This window comes from Phormidesmis sp. 146-33 (genome assembly GCF_052939515.1).
Map to the genome: position 1 here is coordinate 33,019 of NZ_JBJPHU010000040.1, position 18,964 is coordinate 51,982.

19 protein-coding genes are annotated in these 18,964 nt (G+C 49.1%); 13 read left to right on the forward strand and 6 right to left on the reverse strand.

Annotated elements, in window-relative coordinates; genetic code table 11:
* Nucleotides 1–5: 5 nt before the first annotated feature.
* The 3 genes from ACJ2PR_RS17095 to argZ all read right to left on the reverse strand — a co-directional run bounded on the left by ACJ2PR_RS17095 (nucleotide 6) and on the right by argZ (nucleotide 5,119).
* Complete coding sequence (locus tag ACJ2PR_RS17095; protein WP_446877893.1) at nucleotides 6–1,409, reverse strand: TldD/PmbA family protein; 1,404 nt, start codon at nucleotides 1,407–1,409, stop codon at nucleotides 6–8.
* Nucleotides 1,410–1,529: 120 nt separating this feature from the next.
* Entirely contained in the window at nucleotides 1,530–1,802 is a 273-nt protein-coding gene (locus ACJ2PR_RS17100) for an Npun_R1517 family heterocyst differentiation transcriptional regulator (protein ID WP_446861035.1), read from the reverse strand.
* Nucleotides 1,803–3,010: 1,208 nt separating this feature from the next.
* Nucleotides 3,011–5,119: a bifunctional arginine dihydrolase/ornithine cyclodeaminase gene (gene argZ / locus ACJ2PR_RS17105; RefSeq protein ID WP_446877894.1), complete on the reverse strand. Its 2,109-nt coding sequence runs from the start codon at nucleotides 5,117–5,119 to the stop codon at nucleotides 3,011–3,013.
* 284 nt (nucleotides 5,120–5,403) lie between these two features.
* Here argZ and ACJ2PR_RS17110 point away from each other — a divergent pair, with 284 nt between their 5' ends.
* The 11 genes from ACJ2PR_RS17110 to ACJ2PR_RS17160 all read left to right on the forward strand — a co-directional run bounded on the left by ACJ2PR_RS17110 (nucleotide 5,404) and on the right by ACJ2PR_RS17160 (nucleotide 13,786).
* Nucleotides 5,404–5,745 carry a hypothetical protein gene (locus tag ACJ2PR_RS17110; RefSeq protein WP_446877895.1) on the forward strand — a complete coding sequence of 114 codons (342 nt, stop codon included), beginning with the start codon at nucleotides 5,404–5,406 and terminating at the stop codon, nucleotides 5,743–5,745.
* A 410-nt stretch (nucleotides 5,746–6,155) separates the two neighbouring features.
* The gene (locus ACJ2PR_RS17115; RefSeq protein ID WP_446870488.1) at nucleotides 6,156–6,557 is read left to right on the forward strand and encodes an ATP synthase subunit I; all 402 of its coding nucleotides are present in this window, start codon (nucleotides 6,156–6,158) and stop codon (nucleotides 6,555–6,557) included.
* A 69-nt stretch (nucleotides 6,558–6,626) separates the two neighbouring features.
* On the forward strand, nucleotides 6,627–7,379 hold the full coding sequence (gene atpB / locus ACJ2PR_RS17120) for a F0F1 ATP synthase subunit A (RefSeq protein ID WP_446877896.1): 753 nt from the start codon (nucleotides 6,627–6,629) through the stop codon (nucleotides 7,377–7,379).
* Between the two features lie 103 nt (nucleotides 7,380–7,482).
* On the forward strand, nucleotides 7,483–7,728 hold the full coding sequence (gene atpE, locus ACJ2PR_RS17125) for an ATP synthase F0 subunit C (protein WP_446861030.1): 246 nt from the start codon (nucleotides 7,483–7,485) through the stop codon (nucleotides 7,726–7,728).
* Nucleotides 7,729–7,828: 100 nt separating this feature from the next.
* A complete protein-coding gene (locus ACJ2PR_RS17130; protein ID WP_446861029.1) occupies nucleotides 7,829–8,251 on the forward strand; it encodes a F0F1 ATP synthase subunit B' in 423 nt (140 codons plus the stop codon).
* A 74-nt stretch (nucleotides 8,252–8,325) separates the two neighbouring features.
* Nucleotides 8,326–8,886 carry a F0F1 ATP synthase subunit B gene (locus ACJ2PR_RS17135; protein WP_446877897.1) on the forward strand — a complete coding sequence of 187 codons (561 nt, stop codon included), beginning with the start codon at nucleotides 8,326–8,328 and terminating at the stop codon, nucleotides 8,884–8,886.
* Nucleotides 8,886–9,443, forward strand: a complete 558-nt coding sequence (atpH, locus tag ACJ2PR_RS17140) for an ATP synthase F1 subunit delta (protein ID WP_446877898.1) — start codon at nucleotides 8,886–8,888, stop codon at nucleotides 9,441–9,443. The genes ACJ2PR_RS17135 and atpH overlap by 1 nt, the downstream gene beginning before the upstream one ends.
* An 80-nt stretch (nucleotides 9,444–9,523) precedes the next feature.
* Nucleotides 9,524–11,041, forward strand: a complete 1,518-nt coding sequence (atpA, locus tag ACJ2PR_RS17145; RefSeq protein WP_446877899.1) for a F0F1 ATP synthase subunit alpha — start codon at nucleotides 9,524–9,526, stop codon at nucleotides 11,039–11,041.
* A 13-nt stretch (nucleotides 11,042–11,054) separates the two neighbouring features.
* Nucleotides 11,055–12,002: a F0F1 ATP synthase subunit gamma gene (locus ACJ2PR_RS17150; protein ID WP_446877900.1), complete on the forward strand. Its 948-nt coding sequence runs from the start codon at nucleotides 11,055–11,057 to the stop codon at nucleotides 12,000–12,002.
* A 586-nt stretch (nucleotides 12,003–12,588) separates the two neighbouring features.
* Nucleotides 12,589–13,233, forward strand: a complete 645-nt coding sequence (locus tag ACJ2PR_RS17155) for a hypothetical protein (RefSeq protein ID WP_446870491.1) — start codon at nucleotides 12,589–12,591, stop codon at nucleotides 13,231–13,233.
* Nucleotides 13,234–13,345: 112 nt separating this feature from the next.
* Nucleotides 13,346–13,786, forward strand: a complete 441-nt coding sequence (locus ACJ2PR_RS17160; protein ID WP_446861023.1) for an FxLYD domain-containing protein — start codon at nucleotides 13,346–13,348, stop codon at nucleotides 13,784–13,786.
* Nucleotides 13,787–13,790: 4 nt separating this feature from the next.
* On the opposite strand, the gene ACJ2PR_RS17165 is transcribed toward ACJ2PR_RS17160, so the two are convergent.
* The gene (locus ACJ2PR_RS17165; RefSeq protein ID WP_446877901.1) at nucleotides 13,791–14,879 is read right to left on the reverse strand and encodes an aromatic ring-hydroxylating dioxygenase subunit alpha; all 1,089 of its coding nucleotides are present in this window, start codon (nucleotides 14,877–14,879) and stop codon (nucleotides 13,791–13,793) included.
* 273 nt (nucleotides 14,880–15,152) lie between these two features.
* On the reverse strand, nucleotides 15,153–15,512 hold the full coding sequence (locus tag ACJ2PR_RS17170; RefSeq protein WP_446877902.1) for a hypothetical protein: 360 nt from the start codon (nucleotides 15,510–15,512) through the stop codon (nucleotides 15,153–15,155).
* A gap of 411 nt (nucleotides 15,513–15,923) precedes the next feature.
* Here ACJ2PR_RS17170 and ACJ2PR_RS17175 point away from each other — a divergent pair, with 411 nt between their 5' ends.
* Together ACJ2PR_RS17175 and ACJ2PR_RS17180 are read left to right on the forward strand one after the other, a co-directional pair.
* Nucleotides 15,924–16,118, forward strand: coding sequence for a hypothetical protein (locus ACJ2PR_RS17175; RefSeq protein WP_446870494.1), 195 nt, complete (start codon nucleotides 15,924–15,926; stop codon nucleotides 16,116–16,118).
* A 90-nt stretch (nucleotides 16,119–16,208) separates the two neighbouring features.
* Nucleotides 16,209–17,642: a RecQ family ATP-dependent DNA helicase gene (locus ACJ2PR_RS17180; protein WP_446877903.1), complete on the forward strand. Its 1,434-nt coding sequence runs from the start codon at nucleotides 16,209–16,211 to the stop codon at nucleotides 17,640–17,642.
* A 145-nt stretch (nucleotides 17,643–17,787) separates the two neighbouring features.
* Here the strand turns inward: ACJ2PR_RS17180 and ACJ2PR_RS17185 are convergent, their stop codons facing one another.
* Nucleotides 17,788–18,630, reverse strand: a complete 843-nt coding sequence (locus tag ACJ2PR_RS17185; protein ID WP_446877904.1) for a DUF4394 domain-containing protein — start codon at nucleotides 18,628–18,630, stop codon at nucleotides 17,788–17,790.
* Between the last annotated feature and the right edge of the window lie 334 nt (nucleotides 18,631–18,964).

Genomic DNA, 18,964 nt, shown 5'->3' on the forward strand with positions numbered 1-18,964 from the left:
GGACACTACTCTTCGATCGCTTCTCCCCCCACCACCACATCTCGAATCCGCAAGCTTGGGCCACCACATCCCACGGCTAAACCGCTCTGCCCTCCTTTGCCACAGCCGCCCGACTCATCCCAATAAAAGTCATCCCCGATCGCTTCGATGTCTGCCAGCGTCTTAAAGGCATTTCCAGAAAGCGTCACGTCTCGCACAGGTTCAGCAATTTTGCCGTTGCGAATCATCCACGCTTCCCCTGCTGTAAAAGTAAACATCTCGCCATTGGTCATACCGCCGAGCCAGTTGCGGGCATATACGCCTTCTTGAATGTCGTTGAAGAGATCTTGCACAGGTGTCTTGCCTCGCTCGATCCAAGTGTTAGTCATACGGACGATCGGTGGATAGTGATAGTTCAAGCAGCGGGCGTTTCCGGTCGGCGTTTCCCCCAGTTTGCCAGCCGTCTCGCGTGAGTGTAGTCTCCCAGTGAGAACGCCATCGGTCATTAGCTGAGTCGTCGTCGCTGCTACACCTTCATCATCGTAAAAATAGCTGCCTCGATGCTCAGGGATCGCCGCGCCATCAAAAATCTGCAACTCAGACGGGCCAAACTGCCGTCCCAGACTCATCACTTCCAGCAAATCAGGATTCTCATAGGCCATATCTGCTTCTGAGAGATGCCCAAACGCTTCATGCACAAACAGTCCAGTGAGAATGGGATCAATGACAACGGTGTAAGTGTTGCCCTTGACAGGCGGCAGGGAGAGGGACTGCACCGATCGCTGTGCCGCTTGATGAACCTGCTCGTCTAATCCTTCCAGATCTTCGTAGGCTTTACGGGAGCCGATCGTTTCTCGTCCCGTTTGCACTGTTTCGCCATCACGAGCCGTCGCCGCAAATCGCATCTCAATGTCTACCCAGGACTGCTCGATCAGGGTGCCTTCGGATGTCGCTAAAACAATTTTCTGGGCACTGTCGCCATACCGAACCGAAATCGTAGCAATTTTCGGATCGACGCTTCGCAGAATCTCGCCGTAGTATTGACAAAGTGTTTTCTTGCGAGCTAGCGTAATTTGTCGGGGATCGGTGCCTGTGAGCGGCAAGGTGCAAATATCCTGGATGGGCGTAATGGGCGCAAGAATCGTTTCGTCACAGCCTACAATTCGAGCAGCGGCGATCGCTTCCTCGATCCGATCCGCCAGCGTCGCAAGCTGGTTAAAGCTGGCAAATCCCCAGCCGCCCTTGTAGCAAGCTCTCACCTGCCCGCCCAAAGAGATCCCTTCGCTCAGGGTTTCAATTTTGTTTCCTCTGAGCAAGATATCAGTTCCTTCGGCGGACTCTAGACGGATCGCTAGATGGTCAACTTGAGAACCGTAGCGCTTGATCAGATCAGAGAGAAGATTTTTGGTGTCAGCTAAAGCAGTGATCATCGCAGTCAAGGAGTGAGGCAACTGCTTCTATTCTGCGATCAATCGAGACTTGTTGCAATTGAGAAGAGGACAGGAGAGAAACGGGGAACTCATCCGTCTCGATCGCGCCCTCTTCTCGATCTAATCTTTGGCGTTCCGCAGGCGAATCAATTGGCGACGCATTTGGGGTGAGGCTTCAATTTCGGAAATTTCTTGTGCCTCGACCTCAACCTGAAGCGGTTCCATATATTCGTCACTTCCGCAAGTGAACGCATCAATTAGAATTTCCAGGAGTTGTTCCCGGTCTTTCAGTGCCCCTTTCTCCTCAACGAGCCTAAATTTGAGGTGAATCTCACACTCGTAAACACCCACCTCATGATTCGTAGGCTTGTAGTCCAAGGAATCGTACTTCATCGTATGAAAGCAGTCCCTATTACGCTGCAATTGGATAACAGTTTCAAATCAGGTTTGGCGAAGCGTCTAGATCGAATCGCTTTATTTTAAGCAATCAAAAGTAAACAGTTCTTTCATTTAACCAAACCTAGCATCTTCAGGATGAAATTCAGATCAGCAAGATAGCTGAACCGTGTTAGAAAGTTGGAAATTTTGGGTCGTACAAAACGTTGGCTTAATGCCTTGAAATAGACCACAAATTCCCTTCTGTAAGAGCGCTTATCGATAGTTATAGAGGAGCAATTGTTGATTTAGTACCGTAATAACACTCATCTTTGAATGATTGAGAATTTCTTCAACCTCGTAAAGAGACGGAAAGAAACACACCTTCTGCCAGATGATTCATCCTTTTTTATGAGCCTTCGATCGTTCGACTCTAGGTAGATTTTTTGTAGCGAATACAGACAGGTTCGATTTTAAAATCGTTAGATTTTTTAGCAACTCTAAAGGATTAGAAAAATCGATTCGGTGTCTACAAGAGCAGCAGTGGTATTGGTTGACACTGTAGCATCCCCGTATACTTATTCTACCTAAAGGTAGTGCCGTGTAAGAAGCGGGAATAGCTCAAGCGCCTTAAGTTCAAAATCCTCAAAAATTGCTTTAGTCTACACAGAACTGACTAATTAGCAAAGTATAAATCTGTCTCGATCGCAACACCCTTTTTTGTACCTGGATGAAGGTTAGGTTAATATCAATTTCAAAGTCGGTTTACAAGCACTTCATTAATCTAGTAATCCTCGAAAACCGATGTAACTTATTTAACCGAAACTTTTTTGTGGTAGTTGTCTACGACTAATTTATAAGATTGTTTTTTGAGAAGTTAGCCCGATAGAATGCTACAACCTACAAAATCAGGAATCCTTAAAAAGCGTGGGTTGTGAATTGCCTAAAGACAGACATTCTGAAAGACTTATGAGCCTGAGAGAAAGAATTTTAGAATCAATCCAGACAAAAGCTTTTGTAGCGAGTGAACCGAAAGATTCAGTATATGCACTGAATTATGGTAAGTAATCCGCATATTTTCTGAGAGATGCTGGATCGATCGTCGCCGTCAGCAATCCCTAAAATGAGTTTTGCTAGAAAGCAGGTTCTCAATACAGAAATGGAGACCAGAAGCGATGGGTTCTAGCTGATCTCCACAAACAGCCTAAGCCTTAGTTAAGAACGGCTCACACGACTTCAGCCAGATGATAGGGACTGGTCAACTTATCTAACTGCTGCACCAAAAGGCTGAGGAATAGGCCAACATCCGTCACCACTCCCACCGACTCGACGGAGCCACGATCGCTTAATTTCGTCACCACAGCCGGGTTGATATCGACGCAAACCATCTTCACCCCAGCGGGAGTCATATTACCCACGCCGATCGAGTGCAGCATCGAAGACAGCATCAAAATCATGTCGGCTCCCTCAATCAGGCGCGTATAGTCTTCTTGAGCCTTGATCAGATCCATTTGAGTGTCAGGTAGCGGCCCGTCATCGCGGATCGAACCCGCCAGCGAAAAGGGAACCTTGTGGCGCACACATTCGTAGAAAATGCCGTTTTTGACGATGCCCTGTTCGACGGCTTGAGTGATGCTGCCACAGCGACGCACCGCGTTGATCACTTTCAAATGGTGGCGATGCCCCCCCCGAACCGAAACGCCCCGCTTCATATCCATGCCGAGAGAAGTGCCCATGATTGACTGCTCCATATCATGAACGGCGATCGCGTTTCCTCCCAACAGCGCCTGCACATAGCCTTCTCGAATCAGATGCGCCAGATGTTCGCCGCCGCCTGTGTGAATTACGACCGGCCCGGCTGTCACGACGACTTTGCCGCCCTGATCTCTGATTTGGCGCAGTTCCCAGGCAATTTGTTCGACGACCAGTTCGACGCGCCGCTCACTCGAAACTCCCGCTCCCATAAAGCTAAATTCCTGGGTATTGCGCTGTTCCCGCGACTCGGTTTTGCGAATGGTACGAATGCCCTCAACTCCGACGACAACGCGATCGCCCACTTCTAAATCCCGCAGCAGCTTGCATACAGGAGGGGAGCCATCCGCACGAATGACGATCGCCGCATCCATACGCTGCTTTTCGACTTTGACCCATCGACAGTCGATACGCACTTCCGTCGGATAGATTGTCGTCACATAGAAATCATCCGGCGACACCCCAGTTTGAATCACGGCTTCTAGCTGAGAGTCACACATCTCTTGAGGCGGCGGCAACGCTCCGAGGTCAATCAACTGACTCATGATCGTTTCCATCACATCGTGGGAGGGAGCCGTCACTTTTACGTCAGCAGATGAGGTACTTTGTCGCTGTTCGCCCAAATTGAAATTGAGAACCTGGAAGCTGCCGCCCGCTTCGACAATCACATCCAGCGCCTGGTTAATCAACCCCGAATCCAATAAATGCCCGTCTAAACGAACGGTACGACTCTCGATCGCCGCACTCGCATGAAGCTCGACTCGCACAGGTTCTGTGACGCGCAACGTTAGACATTTAGACGCGCCGCCTGCTTTGAGAAATTCGGTCAGAGGCGTTTCGATCACGCGAAATCCGGCTTGGGTTAGCCGTTGTCTCAGTTCGTCGCTGGCCTTGTTAAGAATGACGACTTCCTCAATGTTGACCGCATTACAGGCAAACGTGACTGCATCCGGCTCACTGATCGGAATCCGTTTGGCTTCGGGGACGCGCATCTCGATCATACGGTTAGAGTACGCATCAAACGCAGGCGGATAGTAAAGCAAATAGCCATTGTTAAGCGGACAGAAGCAAGTATCGAGGTGATAAAACCGCTCATCCATCAGCCGCAGAGAAACGACTTCGATATCCAACCACTTCGCTAAATAAGGATGCGAATCTAATTCTGAACGGAAGCCATACCCCGCCCAGAGCCAACGACCCTCGCGATCGAGCAGCGCATCTCCGGCTCCTTCAAAGGGCAAATCTTTAGGCAATTCGTGAACGGTGTAGCCATTATCTTCAAACCACTGTTTAAAGAAAGGTTCTTCTCCCTGACGCTCTTTGTGAAAGAAGCGGCTCAGAACGACCGTTTTGCCCAGCACCAAACCCGCGTTGGCCGTAAACACCATATCCGGAACGCCAATCTCAGGCTTAACCAGATCGACGATCGCGTGATTTTGAATGACACTATGCAATTTTTGCCACTGCTCGACGGCACGATCACGAGACGATTTGTGAATGTTGCCCTCCATCCAGGGATTGATCACATAATCCACGTCGTAGTGGTCAGGAGGACACATAAGAAAACGAAGGCTGGAGGTCATAGAAAAGTACTGGGGTTGAGTGTGAAGTGGATGCAGATGATCTAAACCGCTACGAAATCATAACGCTGTCAAAGCATTTGTCCTGTGCAGAGCGAACGGACGTATTCTGAATATTTTAGGGAGGAATGAGGAGCGATCGGACGAAAGAAAAATGAACAACCCCTGACAATCGATCAATCGTTCCTCTGATAGAGGTCGTTGTTTCTGCCGATTTGTATGATTCGTTTCAGTCCTTTAACTAAAAAGCTTGAAGGGCAGTTAAATCCCCATACGAGGAACTATATATGCAACTTCTTTCAACCCTAAAACAAGCGATTCGCAACGGTGTTGTGATTTTGAGTCTAGCTATTCTTATTCTTACATCAGGTTTTGTGATGGGGAGTCAGCCTAGTTTTGCAGAAGAAGCAAGCCCGCTAGCGACCGAAAAATCTTTTAGTGAAGTAGTCAAGACTCCTGCCAGTCGGAATGCTGCCTATGAGGAAGCGGTTAAGGCGACCAAAGATCCAAATGGCTTAGAGAAGGAATATAAAAAGGAAATGAAGGTCTACAAGGAAGAGCATCCTGGCGAAAACCCTGTAGTAGAAGGCGTGAAAGAAGCGGTTGAGAAGGTAACAGGTAAAGAATAGGGATGAGAGCGAGGAGGGATGAGGGATGGACAATAAACTGTAAAATTCTAGATTCTGCTGCTTTCAATCATTTACTCTTTGTCAGTTGTTCCTTAAGTCGCTCATTTAGCTCATTTGTCTGTTGAAAAAATTGGCCCTGACCTGGTGTTGGGGCTTTTTGCTGTTTTGCAACTCGATCGAAAAGGGTCTTCTGCTTTCCAAATGCCTGCAATTGGGTAAAAAACGTCTTGTTTCTTGACTTTTTGCTTTAAATTCAGCGACTTCTTGCGTTAAGTATTATTACCCCTGCGTGGTATGATTGCTTCTGGTTTGATCACTGTCGCGTTAGCCTTGGACTCCTTGGGAAGCCACCTCTGGAAACCAATGATTATCATGGCAATGTTCACCTAACTTCCTGGAACGCACCTGCTATGGAGGAAACCTCCCAAGGTACTCAACTGCCAGAAACCAGTGGATCGATGCAAGAATTTTATCGGCTCCAACAGGAGTTGTTGATCTTGACGATCGCACTCACTGGGATCATCTTTTTCCCCGTTTGGTATTTCTACTCCTTGAACATCGCTCTTAATTATTTAATTGGAGCAGTCACAGGTGTGGTTTACTTGAAGTTGTTGGCTCGAAACGTAGAGCAACTGGGTAATCAAAAAGACCGGATCGGGAAATCTCATATGGCGATTTTTGTTGGGCTAATCATAGTCGCAACTCAGTGGAATCAGCTACATGTACTTCCTATTTTTTTGGGATTTTTGACCTACAAAGGAACGCTCCTCGTTTACACGTTGCGAATCCTGTTTACTCCTGATCATTCTTAGAACAGGGAAGAGCAGGGGTTTGTACAAAATTCTTACTCCTTGAACTGGGGAAAGCCGCCTGAACTTGAAATGCTAAATTTCCTCGACGCTCCCAAATCCCTTCCGATCGCCAGCCTGGAGGTTGGTCATCACCTCTATTGGCAGATTGGCAACTTAAAGGTGCATGGGCAAGTTTTTCTTGTCTCCTGGTTTGTGATTGCTTTGCTCGTCGGTGCCTCACTGTTGGCGACGCGAAACATTCAGCGCATTCCCAGTGGCATTCAAAACTTGATGGAGTACGCGCTAGAGTTTGTGCGTGACTTGGCAAGAAATCAATTGGGTGAAAAAGATTATCGTCCTTGGGTGCCGTTTATTGGCACACTGTTTCTGTTCATCTTTGTCTCCAATTGGTCGGGAGCGCTAATTCCTTGGAAGCTGATCAAACTTCCAGAGGGAGAACTCGCTGCCCCAACGAACGACATCAATACGACCGTGGCATTAGCGTTGCTGGTGTCGCTGGCCTACTTCTACGCGGGCTTCAGCAAAAAAGGTCTGGGCTACTTTGCGAAGTATATCCAACCCACGCCGATTTTACTGCCCATTGCGATTCTCGAAGATTTTACCAAGCCTCTCTCCCTGAGCTTCCGTCTGTTTGGCAACATCCTGGCGGATGAACTGGTGGTTGCAGTCTTGGTGCTGCTGGTTCCTCTGTTTGTGCCGTTACCTGTCATGCTGTTGGGGTTGTTCACCAGTGCGATTCAGGCGCTTGTGTTTGCGACTCTGGCTGCCGCCTATATTCATGAGGCGATCGAAGGTCACGGTGAAGAGGAACACGCGCCGTAAAATCCTCAACTGTTTTGAACGCTGAATTTAGTCCGGGATTCGCCCAGTTCAGTTTTCAAGACGCAACACTCGTCTGTCCTGTTAACCCAAAGGTATAAGTATTATGGATCCCATCGTTTCTGCTGCTTCCGTTTTGGCTGCTGCTCTGGCAATTGGTCTGGCTGCGATCGGCCCCGGTATTGGTCAAGGTAACGCGGCTGGTGAAGCGGTTGCTGGTATTGCGCGTCAGCCCGAAGCAGAAGGCAAAATTCGCGGTACGCTGCTGTTGACCCTCGCGTTCATGGAATCGCTGACCATCTACGGTCTGGTGATCGCGCTGGTGTTGCTGTTTGCAAACCCCTTCTCATAGGGTAGATTTCCCAGTTCTGAGTGTTGAACCTTTCACTTGAGGATTCAGCACTCAAAACCTTTTGCAGTCTGCTTGCACTTTCTAGCCCTAACCCAAGACAATGTTTGATTTCGATGCGACTCTGCCCCTGATGGCAGTGCAATTCCTTCTTTTAGCCGCAATTTTGAACGTGGTTTTCTACAAGCCATTGACAAAAGTGATCGAAGACCGCAGCGATTACATCCGCAGTAACGATACCGACGCGAAAGAACGACTGGCCAAAGCTGAGAGCATGGCGAAACAGTACGAAACTGAACTCGCAGACACTCGCAGACAGTACCAGGCGACGATCGCTACGGCGCAGGCGGACGCTCAAAAAATTGCTGCTCAAAAAGTGGCAGAGGCTCAACAAGAAGCTCAAGCTCAACGAGAGCAAGCTCAGAAAGAGTTAGACCAGCAAAAGCAAGCTGCCATGCAAACGCTAGAGCAGCAGGTTGAATCGCTGAGTCGTGAAATTCTAGATAAACTTTTAGTCGGAATTTAACGGACTGCTCTGAGACGTTTGGGCACAAGATAGCAGACATAGGATAGTCAACGACGCAGTTGTGGATGAGTGTCATGGAAATTTTTTGGCAACTCGCTACCGGAGCCACTTTACTGGGCGCTGAGGTAGCAGAGGCAGCAGAGAAAGGTGGTTTCGGGCTGAACGCTGACATCCTGGGAACCAATCTGATCAATCTCAGTATTGTGATCGCCTTAGTGGTTTATTTCGGAAAAGGGTTCCTGGGTAAGATTTTGGGTGAGCGTCGTAGCGCGATCGAAACTGCCATCAAGGAAGCCGAACAACGTAAACAGTCCGCTGCTTCCGCTCTAGCCGAGCAGCAGCAAAAGTTAGCTCAAGCGCAAGGTGAAGCCGCCAAGATTCGTGCTTCTGCTGAAGACGGGGCAAAGGCTGCGAGAGAATCCATTTTGGCGAAGGCAGAACAAGATATTCAGCGAATGCGCGAAACGGCGGCTCAAGAAATGGGCAGTGATCAGGAGCGCGTCATCAATGAATTGCGCCAGCGAATCGCAGTTTTGGCCATGCAGCGCGCAGAAGGTGAGCTTCCTGGCCGTCTGAACGATGATGTGCAGCAAAGACTGGTTAACAGCAGCATCGCTCAGTTGGAGGTTTCTTAATGAAAGATAGTATTTTGACGGCTGAAGTTCTGGAGCCGTATGCTCAAGCACTCTTGTCGCTGGCTCAGTCTCAAGGCTTGACCGATCGCTTTGGTGAAGATGTCGGCGCGATTCTGGCTGCGTTCAACGATTCCCCAGATATGCGAGAGTTTTTGGCCAGCCCGATCGTCAATCTAGATGCCAAGCGCAGCGTGCTTCAGCAGGTATTTGGGGAGCAAGTTCACCCCTACATGCAGAACTTCTTGAATCTGCTGGTTGATCGCCGCCGCATCGGATTTCTAGAAGGCATTTGCAGACAGTATCAAACGCTGTTGCGGAAGCTCAAGCAGACCGTTTTGGCAGAAGTGACTTCGGCGATCGACCTCAACGACGATCAAAAGAACACGATTCGCGAACGAGTCAAATCGATGACTTCGGCCAATCAAGTGGACATCGAAACCCGCATCGACCCTGATTTAATTGGCGGTGTGATCATCAAAGTGGGTTCTCAAGTGATTGATGCCAGCCTGCGGGGTCAACTCCGTCGAATTTCCTTCCGTCTAGGTAGTGCAACCTAGAAACGGAGTGGCAATTTAACCCGCACTCAAAAACGTTTCATTCCTCCTCCCTCCTCCTTCATCCCTTCCAAGAGGTTCCAATGGTAGCAATCAGACCCGACGAAATTAGCAATATTATTCGTCAGCAAATCGAGACTTACGACAAAGGTGTAAAGGTTTCCAACGTAGGAACGGTGCTTCAGGTCGGAGACGGCATCGCCCGGATCTACGGTCTGGAAAAAGCAATGGCGGGAGAACTGCTAGAGTTTGAAGACGGCTCCGTCGGAATTGCGCTCAACTTAGAAGAAGACAACGTGGGCGCGGTGTTGATGGGCGACGGTCGCGATGTGCAAGAAGGCAGTAACGTCACCGCAACAGGCAAAATTGCTCAGATTCCCGTCGGGGATGCCATGATTGGGCGCGTCGTGGATGCCCTGGCTCGTCCCCTAGACGGCAAAGGCGACATTCAAACCAACGAATCGCGTCTGCTCGAATCGCCTGCCCCTGGGATTATCGATCGTAAGTCCGTGTATGAACCCATGCAAACGGGAATTACGGCGATCGACACCATGATTCCCATCGGTCGGGGACAGCGTGAATTGATCATTGGCGATCGTCAAACGGGCAAAACCTCCGTTGCGGTAGACACGATTTTGAACCAGAAAGGCGAGAACGTGGTCTGCGTATATGTGGCGATCGGTCAAAAAGCGTCCACCGTGGCCAACATTGCCAACGTGCTGCGCGAAAGAGGTGCTCTGGACTACACGATCATTGTGGCTGCTAACGCCAACGATGCGGCAACGCTGCAATACCTCGCTCCTTACACAGGTGCAACGCTGGCTGAATACTTTATGTACAAAGGTCGGCACACGCTGGTCATCTATGATGATTTGTCTAAGCAGGCTCAGGCTTATCGTCAAATGTCCTTGCTGCTGCGTCGTCCGCCCGGTCGGGAAGCGTATCCTGGCGATGTCTTCTATCTCCACTCTCGCTTGCTAGAACGTGCCGCAAAACTCAGTCCTGAAATGGGCGAAGGCAGCATGACGGCACTGCCGATCGTCGAAACTCAAGCGGGTGACGTGTCTGCGTACATTCCCACCAACGTGATTTCGATTACTGATGGCCAAATCTTCTTGTCGTCTGACTTGTTTAACTCTGGTCTACGTCCGGCTGTGAATGCGGGTATTTCCGTTTCGCGGGTGGGGTCTGCGGCTCAGACTAAGGCGATGAAGAAAGTCGCCGGGAAGGTGAAACTGGAACTGGCTCAGTTTGCTGAACTGGAAGCGTTTGCTCAGTTTGCGTCTGACTTGGACAAATCGACTCAAAACCAACTGGCACGCGGTCAGCGACTGCGCGAACTGCTCAAACAGTCTCAGTATTCTCCGCTGTCGGTGGGTGATCAAGTGGCGATTATCTACGCTGGAATTAACGGCTATTTGGATGACATTCCGGTAGACAAAATCACCGCCTACGCCAAAGGTTTGCGCGACTATCTAGCCACTAGCAAGCCCAAGTATGGTGAAATCATCAGCACCTCTAAGGCACTTTCTGACGAAGCGGAAACGATTTTGAAGGAAGCGATCACCGAGTACAAAAAAACCTTCCTGGCAGCAGCGTAAATCGGTACAAATCATGGCAAATCTCAAACTGATTCGCGATCGCATTCAGTCGGTCAAAAACACGAAGAAGATTACAGAAGCGATGCGGTTGGTGGCGGCGGCTAAGGTGCGTCGGGCCCAGGAGCAGGTGACGGCGACTCGTCCGTTTGCTGATCGCTTGGCTCAGGTTCTCTACGGCTTGCAGTCTCGGTTACGCTTTGAAGAGGCGGATCTGCCTTTGCTCAGAAAGCGCGATGTTCAGACGATCGGATTGCTGGTGATTTCTGGCGATCGCGGTCTGTGCGGCGCTTACAACAGTAATGTGATCCGTCGGGCCGAAACTCGCGCCAAAGAGCTACAGGCTGAGGGGATCAACTATAAGTTTGTCCTCGTCGGTCGTAAGGCGATTCAGTACTTCCAGCGTCGTGAGCAACCGATCGAAGGCACCTATACAGGGTTGGAGCAAATTCCGACCGCTGCCGAAGCTGCCCAAATTTCGGATCAACTGCTGTCTCTGTTTTTGTCGGATGGGGTCGATCGTGTCGAACTCATTTACACTCGATTTGTGTCTTTGATCAGTTCTCGTCCGGTGATTCAAACGCTCCTGCCGCTTGACCCCCAGGGTTTTGAAGTGGCAGATGATGAAATCTTTCGGTTGACAACTCGTGGCGGGCAGTTTCAAGTCGAGCGTGAGAAGGTGACTTCTCCGACGCAGAGCTTTCCGCAGGACATGATCTTTGAGCAAGATCCGGTGCAGATTTTGGATGCGTTGCTGCCGTTGTATTTGAATAACCAGCTACTGCGATCGCTGCAAGAGTCGGCGGCGAGTGAGTTGGCGGCCCGGATGACGGCGATGAACAATGCCAGTGAGAATGCATCTGATCTGATCAAAGGATTGTCGCTAACTTACAACAAAGCACGTCAGGCTGCCATTACCCAGGAAATTCTGGAAGTGGTGGGCGGTGCCGAAGCTCAAGGCTAGGTTCAATTAATCAAGTAAGAAGATTTGCGTCTGGGGAAACTCAGGCGCTTTTTTAGTATTTGTAGGAGAGTTTTTTAATTGAATGTCAGTGGGAGAGCCTTTAAATAAAACGTGAATTCGATGAGGTTTTTTCGCTTCGCTGTTCACGGCTTTTGCCCCCCCAACCTGGGGGACTTTTAGACAAGATCCCGGTTCAAAGTCCCTCATTCGTGGGGGATTTAGAGAGCTGCCGGGATTAACAACCGCGGCGAAAGATTTCATCGAATTCACATTAACCAAACGTGAATTCGATGGGAGTTTTTCGCTTCGGTCTTCAGCGCTTCTGCCCCCCAACCCCCCAATCTGGGGGACTATTAGATACTATTCTTCGTTCAAAGTCCCTCACTCGTGGGGGATTTAGGGAACTGCCGGGATTAACAACTGCGGCGAAAGATTTCATCGAATTCACATCAACCAAAGTGATGCTGGGGGTTAACTGCACGCTTATTTGAGTCACAAATCCTGAGAAACTGCATAACGTTTGAGACTGTGACGTGTAACTCCTTGGACAAGGGATTTTACAAACTTGGGTCAAAAGAGGTTCATCATGCCACACAGTCTCGCCCCGATTTGGAAACGCAGTGCTGCTTTTGCGACAAGTCTGATGTTGGTAGCTGCTATTACTGAACAAGCTCAAGCCCAAGACCCACCCTACACACAGTTTCAGCTTTATCCGAATGCTCAATTTATTCCCTGTATGGCAGCGAGTCCAGGCGTTACGCCGACGGTGGATGTAGCAGTGGCGCGGGGCGATCGCAATGATCTGATGATTGTTAATTTGAAGGGCTTTAAGCCAGGAATCAAATTTGATCTGTTCACGGTTGAGCGGAGTATTTTTGCAGCGAACGGTGCTAAAGATCCTCAATTCAAGGGTTCGTTTGGTTTGGCGTGGTATCAAACTGACCTCGAACCTGGTGCGACTTCTGTTAAGACAATTCTTTTGGATCAGATTTTTGGCTTTAACCCCGATGTCAACCTCAAGCCGACCAAGACCTTACATGTTGGCTTTTGGTTTAACAATCCTGAAGATGCCAAGGCTTGTGGATTTGACCCCTCCAAACCAACTCCCTTTAATGGTGAACAAAAGGCCGGCCCTTTAGCGTTTATCAGCAAGCCGATCGCGCCTGCTCAATTAGGGCCGCTCTGCACCAAACCAAACACTTCGACTGTGCCTGCAACTTGTGATCCATAGAGGATCGGGAAGGAGAGAGGAGGGATGAATTTGGGGCTTGCTGGTTTGGAGGGGCTGGAGTTTCTGATTATCGATCGCTGAGATTGTTGACCACTTATCATTTGGTTGCGCTATGTTAAAACGCTTACTGATCGCGATCGCACTTCTCCCGATTTTGACTGAGCAGGCGATCGCTAATCCGATTGCTTTGAGTGCCGATCCGCCTCTTTGCTATATGCAGACCAGTGGGGGCAAGATGTTGAATTTGAGTGCGTTGTGTAGTCAGTCTGATCAAGTCTCCAATCTCAGATCTTCTAGCTTTAATATGGTGGCGAGTGCGGTGAATTATGATGGCAATTTGATCACAGGTCAAGTGACTAATCAAAGTGATCAAGTTGCTAAGAGCATTACAGTCAACTATGAAATTCAGGACGAGCAAGGCAAGGAAATCGACGCGGGGTTTGTCAAGTCTGACACGACGGCGATCGCTCCAGGACAGTCAATTCCCTTTCAGACAACAAGCAATCATCCAGGTGCCAAAGTTCAAATTATCTCGATCGATTGGGACTACTAACCAATCAACAAGAATCAGAACATCCCTCCTCGCGCAGCGGATTACCCCCAAGGGGGAACAGATCATCGAAGTTCTCCCTCATCCCTCCCAACAGCGCTGCTAACTTACGCCGCATAATAATTCCCGGTTGGTCAGAAGCCATATGTTGTTCTGCATTCAAATCGAGCGGCGTATCGTAATCTGTAGATTCTAAAACGGCTTTGTCTTCTTGAGTGACTTGACGATCGAACGCTACAATATCCTCCGCTTTAGCATCCAGTTCGGTGTCATTGCGAACGCAAAACTGAATGACTTGAGAAGTACGATCGTTAATGGGAGTGGCCGCCGTAAAAATCAGATGTAGCAACCCATTAGGATACGTGATCTTCAACACTCGGCTGAATGGCATAAACCAGGTCATATCATTGGTGCGAAGGGTTGTAGTTTGGGCGATTTGCAGATTTTTTTGTTGAAGCGGTGGATTGACGACAGGTACTTGAGTTTTGACATTAAGACCGTTTTCTAAGATTGTGGTTTGAATGGAAGCGGGTTCTGGTTGGGCCTGGTCGCCAAAAGAAGCGGCATGAACGAAACTAAAATGAGCATTGTCAAACGAATTTTCCATCAGACGCAAACCGCTACAGTGCCACGGCTCATAAAATTCTGGAATCAGCCGATAGTCAGGATTTTCTGCCTCTAAAATTTCAGGAATCGGCGAGAGCGGATTTTGATCCAAACATACCCAAACGTAACCATAGCGCTTTGCACAGCGATAAGACTGCACTCGGTAGCTGGCTGGAATGGACTGGGCGGTGAGTTGGGGGACGTTGCCACAGGTGCCATCGGCGCGATATGACCAGCCGTGATAAGGGCAGCGAATTTGTCCATTGGCGACGATGCCTTTTGAGAGTTGGGCGGTGCGATGACAACAGCGATGATCTGTTCCCCCTGGGGGGTAATCGACTACGGCGGCGGGCTGTCCATCTGCGTCAAGCCAGAGCGCAATTTTTTGTCCCAATAGCTCAAAGGGTTGGGGTTTTTCAAAAGACAAATCGGCCAACGGCATGACGGGATACCAAAATCGCTTGAGAACGGGCTGTTGAGTCACCAGCATGGCAAAAACCTCGATAACACTGTGAGAGTTTCTATCGTTTTTTGACGAGCGAGTTTATAGCATGGAAGACAAAACGCTGATCGATTCGCTATCAATTTGAGTTACTCGCAAAGGGTTGCAAATCCAGTCAGCCCCCCAAATTTTCCACCAGTGAGGAACTTTGAAGCAAAACCAATATCTGAAAGTCCCCCAGAATGAAGGGTTGGGGGGCAGAAGATGCAACTAACGAAGCTTAAGAACTCGATCGACTTCCCAAAGACTAATTTCCAACGACTAACGATCGTCCCCTGCTTTTTGGCGCTGTCGAGTCAGAATGCTCATCACTTCGCCAAACGAAGGCGCGGGTAGCAAAGGACTCCAATCGGTGGCATTCGCGAATCGTCGAACGTGTAGATTTTGAATCGTCTCCGTTACCCCATCAGAGGAACCAATCAGCAACACGCGCAAGATTTCAAACTCATCAGAGTGAGGAATGGCAGCGTCAGGTAAAAGATCCTGTAACGGAACAAGAGATGAAACACAAAACGGAATGAAGCGGGGAATAGAATCGGGAAGAAATCGAAGTTGAATTGCTTCTAAAAGTGCGTAAGCAAAATCGCACAGCCAAAAGCCAGCGTTCAAAAGACGTGCCATCGTCATTACTCCAAATTTAGGTCTCCGAAGAAACCCAAAAAACTAGCCGCCCCGACGATCGTGACAGGTCAAAGCGGCCAAGGGAGTGGTAAAATTCTCCATTAGCCCTCCGGACTGGTGCTACAGTCTCGTGGGTTAGCTGCCCTCGGTTGTTGTAGCAACTCTGGGCGGCGACAGACTAGATTTTTTGGGCGACCAGACGACTTTCCCGTAACGAAAAGATGTCCTTGATTTGAGAGAATATCTGGAATTTTGACTCACGTCAAGTAGCTGTTTCAGCAATTTTTATTTCGATTAGGATTTGAGATTTTTCCAGGTCACGCAATGTAAGCCTTCAAGTGAAATCTGAATAACTCGTAAGTTAGATGTCGAGATCAAGCGGCTTCGCAATTATAAGAAACAGCCGTTTTTATGGAGACAAAAGTTATGGTGCCAGGCGACAAACCGACTATCACCGACCACGTTGAACCCAGTCATTCTCGCCCTCCCGAAGGAGCCGTTTTACCCAAAGTTCCGTTTCCTGTATTCTGGGCAACCGGAATTTTGATCGGCGTTTCAATCTTCGTATTTGCAGTTGTCAACGACTACTTTAGTCTTGCTCACTAAGGCAAAATTTATAACTTAAATAGGTGGTCTGAGCCGTCGCATTCTGTTGTCAAAAAAGGGCATTCTAGGGCGATCGTAACTCACCAACGTATGACACTTTCTCAACAGTCTTCACTTGCGACGCTTCAGGCCACCTTTCAAAAGATTTGGGGTTATAGCGATTTTCGACCGCCCCAGGGTGAAATTGTCCAAACCTTATTTGCTCAACAAGATGCCATCATTGTGTTGCCAACGGGCGGCGGCAAGTCGATTTGTTTTCAGCTTCCCGCATTGATGCGATCGGGCTTGACGATCGTGGTTTCCCCCCTGGTTGCCCTAATGGAAAATCAGGTACAAGAATTGCAGCAGCGACGCTTACCAGCCGCTTTGTTGCATGGCGAACTGGCTCCTCAATCGCGCAGAAAAGTCCTTTGGGCATTAGAAAATCAGCAGTTACGGCTACTCTACCTTTCGCCCGAAACGCTTTTGAATCCAGCAGTTTGGCAGCGTTTGTGTCAGCCAGAATTACAGATCAACGGCATCATTTTAGACGAAGCTCACTGTCTAGCTGCCTGGGGCGAAACCTTTAGACCTGCTTACTATCGATTGGGAGCGGTGCGATCGTCCCTCCTTCAACACAAACCTGCTGGAAGTCGCATCGCGATCGCTGCCTTCACCGCCACCGCAGATCCACAAGTACAACAGACGATCGAACGCATTCTACAACTCGAAGTGCCACAGGTTTTTCGACTCAATCCCTATCGGGAAAACTTAAAGCTAAGAATCCAAGCCGTCAACACACCGAGAGAACGCCGCCAACAGTTACTTAAATTCCTTCAACATCACCCGCGAGAATCGGGACTGATCTACGTCCGGAGTCGCAGAGAGTGTGAAGAATTAGCAGATTGGCTCCGTCAGCAATCATACAAAACAGATTGCTATCATGCAGGACTGGAACCAGACGATCGCCGCAAAATTGAACAAGCCTGGTTAAGCGATCGATTGCAATTTGTCGTTTGTACGAATGCCTTTGGAATGGGAATCAACAAGTCAAACGTACGGTGGATTGCTCACTATCACGCACCCTTTTTGTTAAGCGAATATGTGCAAGAAATCGGACGCGCGGGACGAGACGGCAAGCCTGCGACCGCTTTAATTCTAACTAGCGGATGGCTCGATCAAGCCGACAAACAGCGCTGGGAATTTTTTGAAAAGCAAACGCGATCGCAACATCAAACCGCCCAAAAACTCGCCCCCAAACTTCCCAAACAAGGCAGCATTGAGGAAGTTAATAAACAATTTAAAGAGGGTGCGATCGCGCTTTCTCTCCTCCACAGCACCCAGCAGCTAACCTGGACTGATCCGTTTCATTACATCATTCATTCAACTCGTCCCCAAGCTCCGCTCAATTCCACTCAGTCGATGCGTGATTTTCTCAAAACCCGCAACTGTCGCTGGCAATTTTTGCTTCAAGCTTTTGGCTTTGAGAAGGATGCAGACGGATTTCGGTGTGGGACGTGCGATCGATGTGAGGTGCAAGGGTAAAGAGAAGATTTCAGAATCCACGATAGTTCATCCGGCGTTGCTGAACGGTAGTATAAATTCGCCCCCCAACCTCCAATTCTGGAGGACTTTCATCGGCGATTCATACTCAGATTCAGCAATGCCGTTCATCCCTCCTCCCTCATCCTTAATTCGACATTGGAAGCGCTGTCAACCCTATCAATTTCATTCCACGAGCGTTCCCGACGGTTGTAGCGGCACCCGTTGAAAGATTAATTGTGTACAGCGTGGAATTGGCGACAGCAAAGGCAGTATTGACCCCTGCACGCGGCGAGAAGATTTCAAACCCAGCAACCGTGTTGAAGTTAACGCCTAGAGCACCGATCGTTCTAAGCGTGCCATCATTGGGCGGGTTTTGCAGGACGAGAACATCGCGGCGAGAATCGATGTCAAACAGTTGAGTGGTGCGCGTTGGAGGCATAACTCCGGTTGGTGAAGGCGGCCCCGGAAAAGCATTGGTGTAAGACACGGCACCCACACGCGGCTGACTCTTTGCATTGGGGTCATCTTGAGCATAGTTTAACGGCTTGTCTACCATCACCATGCCGCTGTCTACATTGATGCGGAGATTTTGTCCATCTGCATTGACGACGCGCAGCAGATCGGGCACCGGATTGAAGTTGATCGCAGTGCTAAACCCTGGCTTAAAGGGAATCGACAGCGTGCTGATCAGTTTCGTTTCTCCAGTTGTGGGATTGATGGTGTAAACTTGGCTGCGGTTTGTCAGACCGTAGAGTAGCCCATTGGAGGGACGCACATCGATGCCAATCAAAGTCCCGGCGATTCCTTGAACTTGTAGACTCTTACTTTTAGTCGGGTTATTGGGGTTAAAAGAGACGAGCGTGTTTTTGGCAGCCAGACCCACTAGCTGAACGTTAGGTAGATTGGTGGATTGAGCGCGATCGGTCATTGCCAAAACAGCCGTCAAACTTAATGCTGTGATAGCGATCGCAGGGGTGAGGCGTTTCATCAGTCATCCTCCCGTGTTGGGTAAGGGTTCGCTGATGTGTCCGCTCAGAAGTCCGTCGTAGATCTCGATCGAGCTTCTTCTTTACAGTTCCTTTAATCTATGGCTAGACTTTTTGAAGTTTGAGTAAAGGATCAGTGAATTTTATTGACAGCAATGAAGTTTTTTCTCTTGTTCGATGCCCCAAACAGGCTTTTCAGGTAAGTGAGGCATTAGAAACTGGGACAATGTTTCGCAAAAATTTAGTTAATCTTGCGGCGTTGTTGCATAAAGAGGGGTTGCGGAGGGTAGAGACATGGTAAGTTTCAATTACCACACCAAAACTACGCCATGAAAC

Coding starts and splice junctions, on each gene's coding strand:
- atpB (WP_446877896.1), top strand. CDS start 6,627: ATGCTAAATTTCCTCGACGCTCCCAAATCCCTTCCGATCGCCAGCCTG.
- ACJ2PR_RS17165 (WP_446877901.1), bottom strand. CDS start 14,879: ATGCTGGTGACTCAACAGCCCGTTCTCAAGCGATTTTGGTATCCCGTC.
- atpE (WP_446861030.1), top strand. CDS start 7,483: ATGGATCCCATCGTTTCTGCTGCTTCCGTTTTGGCTGCTGCTCTGGCA.
- argZ (WP_446877894.1), bottom strand. CDS start 5,119: ATGACCTCCAGCCTTCGTTTTCTTATGTGTCCTCCTGACCACTACGAC.
- ACJ2PR_RS17115 (WP_446870488.1), top strand. CDS start 6,156: ATGGAGGAAACCTCCCAAGGTACTCAACTGCCAGAAACCAGTGGATCG.
- atpH (WP_446877898.1), top strand. CDS start 8,886: ATGAAAGATAGTATTTTGACGGCTGAAGTTCTGGAGCCGTATGCTCAA.
- ACJ2PR_RS17185 (WP_446877904.1), bottom strand. CDS start 18,630: ATGAAACGCCTCACCCCTGCGATCGCTATCACAGCATTAAGTTTGACG.
- ACJ2PR_RS17150 (WP_446877900.1), top strand. CDS start 11,055: ATGGCAAATCTCAAACTGATTCGCGATCGCATTCAGTCGGTCAAAAAC.
- ACJ2PR_RS17100 (WP_446861035.1), bottom strand. CDS start 1,802: ATGAAGTACGATTCCTTGGACTACAAGCCTACGAATCATGAGGTGGGT.
- ACJ2PR_RS17135 (WP_446877897.1), top strand. CDS start 8,326: ATGGAAATTTTTTGGCAACTCGCTACCGGAGCCACTTTACTGGGCGCT.
- ACJ2PR_RS17180 (WP_446877903.1), top strand. CDS start 16,209: ATGACACTTTCTCAACAGTCTTCACTTGCGACGCTTCAGGCCACCTTT.
- atpA (WP_446877899.1), top strand. CDS start 9,524: ATGGTAGCAATCAGACCCGACGAAATTAGCAATATTATTCGTCAGCAA.
- ACJ2PR_RS17110 (WP_446877895.1), top strand. CDS start 5,404: ATGCAACTTCTTTCAACCCTAAAACAAGCGATTCGCAACGGTGTTGTG.
- ACJ2PR_RS17130 (WP_446861029.1), top strand. CDS start 7,829: ATGTTTGATTTCGATGCGACTCTGCCCCTGATGGCAGTGCAATTCCTT.
- ACJ2PR_RS17175 (WP_446870494.1), top strand. CDS start 15,924: ATGGAGACAAAAGTTATGGTGCCAGGCGACAAACCGACTATCACCGAC.
- ACJ2PR_RS17155 (WP_446870491.1), top strand. CDS start 12,589: ATGCCACACAGTCTCGCCCCGATTTGGAAACGCAGTGCTGCTTTTGCG.
- ACJ2PR_RS17170 (WP_446877902.1), bottom strand. CDS start 15,512: ATGGCACGTCTTTTGAACGCTGGCTTTTGGCTGTGCGATTTTGCTTAC.
- ACJ2PR_RS17095 (WP_446877893.1), bottom strand. CDS start 1,409: ATGATCACTGCTTTAGCTGACACCAAAAATCTTCTCTCTGATCTGATC.
- ACJ2PR_RS17160 (WP_446861023.1), top strand. CDS start 13,346: ATGTTAAAACGCTTACTGATCGCGATCGCACTTCTCCCGATTTTGACT.